General features: G+C 75.1%; 3 protein-coding genes. 2 read left to right on the top strand and 1 reads right to left on the bottom strand.

The features are described 5' to 3' along the window. Window positions 1–3,776, bottom strand: a 3,776-nt coding sequence (locus IF43_RS0110905; protein ID WP_158939271.1) for a non-ribosomal peptide synthetase, incomplete at its 3' end; no start/stop codon positions are given. 388 nt (window positions 3,777–4,164) lie between these two features. On the opposite strand from IF43_RS0110905, the gene IF43_RS37940 reads away from it, so the two are divergent. Then, the gene (locus tag IF43_RS37940; RefSeq protein ID WP_051795079.1) at window positions 4,165–4,974 is read left to right on the top strand and encodes a hypothetical protein; all 810 of its coding nucleotides are present in this window, start codon (window positions 4,165–4,167) and stop codon (window positions 4,972–4,974) included. A gap of 160 nt (window positions 4,975–5,134) precedes the next feature. Next, window positions 5,135–6,502, top strand: a complete 1,368-nt coding sequence (locus IF43_RS0110890; RefSeq protein WP_078910061.1) for an MFS transporter — start codon at window positions 5,135–5,137, stop codon at window positions 6,500–6,502. Window positions 6,503–6,508 lie beyond the last annotated feature (6 nt).

Here is a 6,508-nt window from a genome sequence, read left to right as displayed (position 1 = left end):
CCCGTCGAGCCCGAGGTGTGCAGCACGCACGCCAGCCGGTCGGGCTCCAGCCGTACCGCCGGAGCACCCTCCGGCAGACCCGCCAGACCCTCCTCGCCCTCGACCACGACCACCGCGACGCCCACCGCCCGGGCCGCCCCGACCGCGGGATGCGAGGCGTTCGCCGGGTCGACCACCAGCACCCGCGCCCCCGTGTCACGCAGGACGGCCGCCACCCGGTCGGCCGGGTACGCGGCGGGCAGCGGCAGGTACGCGCTGCCGGCCGTGACCACGGCCAGGGACACGGCGACCACGTCCTCGGAACGCTCCATGCGCACCGCCACCGGGGATTCCGCCCCCGCGCCCGCGGCGAGCAGCCGGTGCGCCAGGCGCGCCGCCCGCCCGCCCAGCTCCCGGTACGTCAGCCGCTCCCGCCCGCCGACCACGGCCGGCGCGTCGGGCGTTTCGGCGGCGCGGGCCGCGAAGACCTGCGGGAGGGTGCCGCGGGCCACCGGGACCGCGGTGTCGTTCCATTCCCGGGTGAGCCGGGCCCGCTCGGCGGGTGCCAGGACGTCGGCGCGTCCGATCGGCAGCTCGGGGTGGGCCGCGAGCTCCGTGAGGAGCCGGACGAACCGGTCGGCCAGCGCCTGCACCGTGCCGCGGTCGAACAGGTCCACCGCGTACTCGAAGTCGACCCGGATGCCGGCCGGCTCGCCGCGCTCCCCGTGGCGCTCGCGGAGCTCGAGGCAGAGGTCGAACTTGGCTCCGGTCAGCGGGGGTTCGTCCTCGCGGACGGTGACGCCCGCGCCGAGGTCGAAGCGGGCCGAGGCGTTGTTCTGCAGCACCAGGGCGACCTGGAAGAGGGGGTGCCGGGCGCGCGAGCGCACCGGGTTGAGGGCCTCGACCAGCAGGTCGAAGGGCAGGTCCTGGTGGTCCTGGGCGGCCAGGTCGGTGGCCCGTACCCGCTCCAGCAGCTCACCGAAGGTCGGGTTGCCGGAGGTGTCGGTGCGCAGCACCAGCGTGTTGACGAAGAACCCGACCAGGTCGTCCAGGGCCTCGTCGGTGCGGCCCGCGACCACGGAGCCGACGGGGACGTCGGTGCCCGCGCCGAGCCGGGTGAGCAGCGCGGACAGGCCCGCCTGCACGGCCATGAAGAGGGTGGTCCCGTACTGCCGGGAGAGCGCCTGGAGCCTGCCGTGCAGGGTGGCGTCGATCTCGGCGGTCACCCGGGCGCCGAGGTGGCTCGGCGCGGCCGGCCGGGGCCGGTCCCGGGGGAGTTCGATCTCCTCCGGGATGCCGGCCAGGGCCTCGCGCCAGTAGGCGAGTTGGCGGCCGGCCAGGGTGCCGGGGTCCTGGGGGTCGCCGAGCAGTCCGTGCTGCCAGCGGGCGTAGTCGGCGTACTGCACCGGCAGCGGGGCCGGGGCCGGCGCGGCGCCGCCCGACCGGGCGACGTAGGCCAGGCCCAGATCGCGCGCGAGGGGTTCCATCGACCAGCCGTCGCCGGCGATGTGGTGCAGGACCAGCAGCAGCACCGACTCCTGGGCTCCGGTCCGGAACAGCCAGGCCCGCAGCGGCAGGTCCTCGGCCAGGTCGAACGTGCGGCGGGACGCCTCGGCGACCGCGGCGGGCAGCTCGGCGGGGGTGACGTCGGCCACGGTCAGCGCGGCGGCGGCCGCCTCGGCGGGCAGCACCACCTGGACGGGTTCGCCGTCGACCTCGTGGAAGACCGTCCGCAGGCTCTCGTGCCGGGCCACGACGTCGGCGAGGGCGGTCTCGAGCACGGCCTCGTCGACGGTCCCGTGCAGCCGCAGGGCGAGCGGGATGTGGTACGTCGCGGTGGGCCCCTCCATCTGGGCGAGGAACCACAAACGCCGTTGGGCGTAGCTCAGTTCGGCGGGGCGGTCGGGCTCGGGGCGAGGCCGCGGAGCCGGGCGCGCCGGGCCGGCGGTGTCCGGGGACAGGACGGCCGCGACCCCGGCGACCGTCGGCGCCGCGAAGAGGGCGGAGAGTCCCAGCTGCGCGCCGAGCACGGTACGGATCCGGTTCGCCAGCCGGGTGGCCAGCAGCGAATGGCCGCCCAGGTCGAAGAAGTCGTCGTGGACGCCGACCCGGTCCAGGCCCAGCACCTCGGCGAACAGGCCGCACAGCACCTCCTCCCGCTCGGTGCGCGGCGCTTCGTCCGTGACGGCGGCCGAGAAGTCGGGGGCGGGCAGGGCCGCGCGGTCCAGCTTCCCGTTCGGCGTCAGCGGCAGCGCGGGCAGCACCAGCAGCGCCGACGGCACCATGTGCGCGGGCAGCACGGCCGCCAGCCGCCGTCGGATCCGCTCCGGGTCGGCCACCGCGTCGGCCGCGGGCACCACGTAGGCGACCAGGCGCAGGTCCCCCGGCCGGTCCTCGCGGGCGACGACCGCCGCGTGCCCGACGGCCGGATCGGCCGTCAGCTCGGCCTCGATCTCGCCCGGCTCCACGCGGAAGCCGCGGATCTTGACCTGCTGGTCGGCCCGGCCCACGAAGTCGAGACCGCCGTCCGCGTTCCACCGGACGAGGTCACCGGTGCGGTACATCCGCGTGCCGGCCGGCCCGAACGGGTCCGCGACGAACCGCTCCGCGGTCAGGCCCGGGCGGTCGAGGTAGCCGCGGCCCAGCTGCACGCCGGCCAGGTAGAGCTCGCCCTCCTCGCCGGACGCCACGGGGGTGAGGGCGGCGTCCAGGACGTACAGGCGGGTGTTCCAGACGGGCCGGCCGACGGGGACGAGACCGCCCGCGCCCGCCGCGTCCCCGGGCCGGGATTCGGCCGCGGTGACGTCGATGGAGGCCTCGGTGGGGCCGTACAGGTTGTGCAGGCGGACGCCGCCGAGCACCCGGTGGAAGCGCTCCGCCAGGGCGGCCGGCAGGCCCTCGCCGCTGCACAGCACCAGGCGCAGGCCGGTGCACCCCGCGGCGGTCGGCTCGGCCAGGAAGACCTGCAGCATCGAGGGGACGAAGTGCACGGCGGTGACCCGGCGTTCGCGGATCAGCCGGGCGAGGTAGGCGGGGTCCCGGTGCCCGCCGGGCGCGGCGACCACGAGGGCGGCGCCGGTGACTAGCGGCCAGAAGAACTCCTGGACGGAGACGTCGAAGCTCGACGGGGTCTTCTGCAGCACCCGGTCGCGGTCGGTCAGGCCGTACGCGTCCTGGATCCAGAGCAGCCGGTTGACGATTCCCTCGTGCGGGACCAGCACGCCCTTGGGGCGCCCGGTGGACCCGGAGGTGTAGATCACGTACGCCGGGTTCGCGGGGACCGCCCGGGGCGGCAGGGGGTCGTCGGCGCGGCCGTCGAGCAGGTCGGGCTCGTCCAGCAGGACCGTCGGCGCCTGCGCGTCCGGCAGGGCCACCCCGCTCGCCGCCAGGACGCAGACGGGCCGGGCGTCGGCCAGCATGAACGCCAGTCGGTCGGCCGGGTAGTCCGTGTCCAGCGGCAGGTAGGCGGCGCCCGCCTTGTGCACCGCCAGCAGGGCGACGACCAGTTCGGCCGAGCGGGGCACCGCCACGGCGACGACGGACTCGGGGCCGGCTCCGTGCTCGACCAGCAGCCGGGCCAGGCGGTTCGCCCAGGAGTCGAGCCGGGCGTACGACCACTCGCCGGCGTCGGTGAGCAGCGCGGGCGCGTCCGGGGTGCGCCGCACCTGGGCCTGGAACAGTTCCGGGAGGGTCGTCGGGCCGACCGGCCGCTCGGCTCCGCCGCCGCCCGCCGGGACCGCGCCGGGCCCTGGGGAGACGGAGTCCTGGGTCAGCTTCAGGTCCCGGGCGTCAGGCATTCGTCACTCCATCATGGGGTCGGCCGCACGAGCTCCCTGCACATCCTGATCCGGCATCACCATAACCAGGTTGGCATCATGCGTCTAGAAATTATGACAACCGACGATCGATTCTTTGACACAACGGTCAAGGCTTTGGTCGGGGCAGATATGCAGACCAGCAGGGGGATGAGGCGCGCCGATCGACGCGATGTCCGCACTTTGGACGCTCACCTGGGTGAATCGCTTGTCATTAAGCCCTCGCCCAATTGTCACGGGCGCTGGACACGTCCTGTCAGGCATGACTAACTTGTCACCGACGCCGCAGTCACCAGCGCGGGCCCATGGGGCCGTCCGCCGCGGCAGCCGCGACGACGCCCGCCCCTTCCAGAAGGGAGCATCCCGAGCCGTGAGTACCGCACCCGCCAGCCCTCCCGCCATCCCCGAACTGTTCTCGAACGAGGTGGCCGACCGCCTGACGGAACACCACATCACGTGCTTGGCCGCGGGATCCGTCGGCTCCGTACGGATCAGGCGGTTCTTCGACCCCGCACAGTGCCACGAGATCATGCACGCCCTCGAGACCTGCGAGATGGGCTCCTACGACGAAGTGCTCGTCCAGCCCCGGATCGCCAAACTCGGCCCGGTCGCCTACGACTTCTACGGTGACGGCAAGCTCCGCGAGGAGTACTGGGAGTACGCCGCCCGGTCCGCCCGCGCCCGCTCGACCCTGCTCGCCGGGGGCGACCCCATGGCCCTCGCCGCCGCCGAGGTGGCCCGCGCCTGGGGCGACGAGGTCCGGCCGGCCACCTCCGACGGCCGGGACATGTTCGCCGGCATCATCCGGGAGATCAACAACGGCGCCCGGATGCACTTCGACGAGGTCATCCGGGAGTTCGCCGGGGTGCTGGACCAGGCGCCGATCGCCCAGATCGCCTTCAACTGCCACCTGTCGGTGCCGTCCGCGGGCGGCGAGGCCGTCGCCTTCCGCCGCCGCTGGCGGCCTGGCGACGAGCAGCGCCGGGACGGCTACGGCTACGAACGCTCGCTGGTCGAGGGCGAGCCGGCCGCGGTCATGCGCGCCGACCTCGGCGACGCGGTGTTCTTCGACCCCCGCAACTACCACCTCGTGGAGCCCGTCGAGGGCGACGGCCGCCGGGTCACGCTCTCGTTCTTCATCGGGGTCACGGGGCGCGGCCCGCTGTGCCTGTGGTCGTAGCCCTCCGGGCCCTGACCGTGCCGTCGATCAAGGTCAACAGCGGTCGCACGCGGGGCGGGCACGGGGCGCGGCACGCCGACGTCGCCGTACCCGCCCGCGGGGTGCCCGCGCCCGCCGGGGCGGCCCCCGCCCCTTCCGAGGACAGGGAGACCGAGCGCACATGAGCCAGTCCGAGACCGAACCACGCGAGGTGCCCCCGGGGCCCCCGGAGCAGGACGACGGGTCGGGGCCGGCCGCGGGGACCGCCCGCGACCGGCCCCCGCTCGTACCGCTGCGCCGCAACTGGCGCTTCCAGCTGCTCTGGGTCGGCGCCACCAGCACCACGCTCGGTGTGGAGGCTGCCGACGTCGCCTACCCGCTGCTGGTGCTGGCCCTGACGGGGTCCCCCGCGCTGGCCGGTCTCTTCGGCTTCACCCAGCTCATCGTGATCCTGCTGTTCGGGCTGCCCATCGGGGTGCTCGCCGACCGCTGGGACCACCGCCGGGTCCTCGTCGGCGCGGAGGCGGCCCGGGCCGTGGCCACCGCCTCGGTGGCGGTCGCCCTGGCCATGGACCGGCTGACCGCCGTCCATCTCCTGCTGGTGGCCGTCGTGTTGGGCGTGGGGACGGCGTTCGGCGGACCCGTGCGCATGCTGCTGATCCGCGCCGTGGTGCCCGACGAGCAGCTGACCCAGGCACTCACCCAGGACGAGGTGCGCGAGGGCGCCGCCGGCCTGCTCGGCCCTGCGGTGGGCGGCGCGCTGTACGGGGTCTCGCGCGTGGTCCCGTTCGTGGCGTGCGCCGTCACCTTCTCGGTGTCGCTGGTGTGCACCCTGTTCGTACGGGTGCCGCCGCGCGCGAAGGACCCGGCCGCCGACGCGGGGGCCGGGGCCGGGGACGGGGCGGGGGGCGGGGACGGCGAGGAGCGCGGCGCCGCGGCCGCCGAGGAGTCGGGGGGCGCCTTCGCGGGCGTGCTGGAGCTGGTGCGGCAGCCCGCCCTGCGCGGCTCCCTCCTCCTGGTGGGCACCTTCTACCTGGTCCTCACCGCGGTCACGCTGACCGTGGTGGTGAAGCTCCAGGCCCAGGACACACCACCGGGCCTGGTGGGCTTCGCCCTGACCGGCAGTGCGGTGGGGATGCTGCTGGGCTCGCTGCTGGTCAAGCGGCTGCACGGGTGGATGGCGCCGGGCCGGCTGCTGCTGCTCGTCTCGGCGGTCGCGGCCCTGTGCGTGACCCTGCTGGCGGCGCCGTTCGCCTGGTGGTGGGTGTTCGGCGTGCTGGTCGTCGCGACGCTGACGACGCCGGCGCTGCGGGTCCTGATCGACATCATGATCCTGCGCCAGGTGCCCGAGGACCGGCGCGGCCGGACGATCGTCGCCACCATGACCGTCCTGCAGTGCGGCCCGGCCGCGGGCACCCTCGGGGCCGGCCTGCTCCTGCAGTTCGCCGGCACCACCGGAGCCATCCTCGCCCTGGGCGGCCTGCAGGCCGTGGTCACGCTCGTCGGAGTGGCCGACCGGGGCGTGGCGGCGGCCCGCTGGCCGGAGTGACCCCGA

It is taken from the genome of Streptomyces sp. NRRL S-87, assembly GCF_000719335.1.
Taxonomy (GTDB): domain Bacteria; phylum Actinomycetota; class Actinomycetes; order Streptomycetales; family Streptomycetaceae; genus Streptomyces.
The sequence above is the reverse complement of the archived record's forward strand: the minus strand, read 5'-3'. Positions and strand labels throughout refer to the sequence as shown.

What these genes read in the sequence shown, in the direction of transcription:
- IF43_RS0110890 (WP_078910061.1), top strand. Translation starts at nt 5,135, where the DNA reads ATGAGCCAGTCCGAGACCGAACCACGCGAGGTGCCCCCGGGGCCCCCG.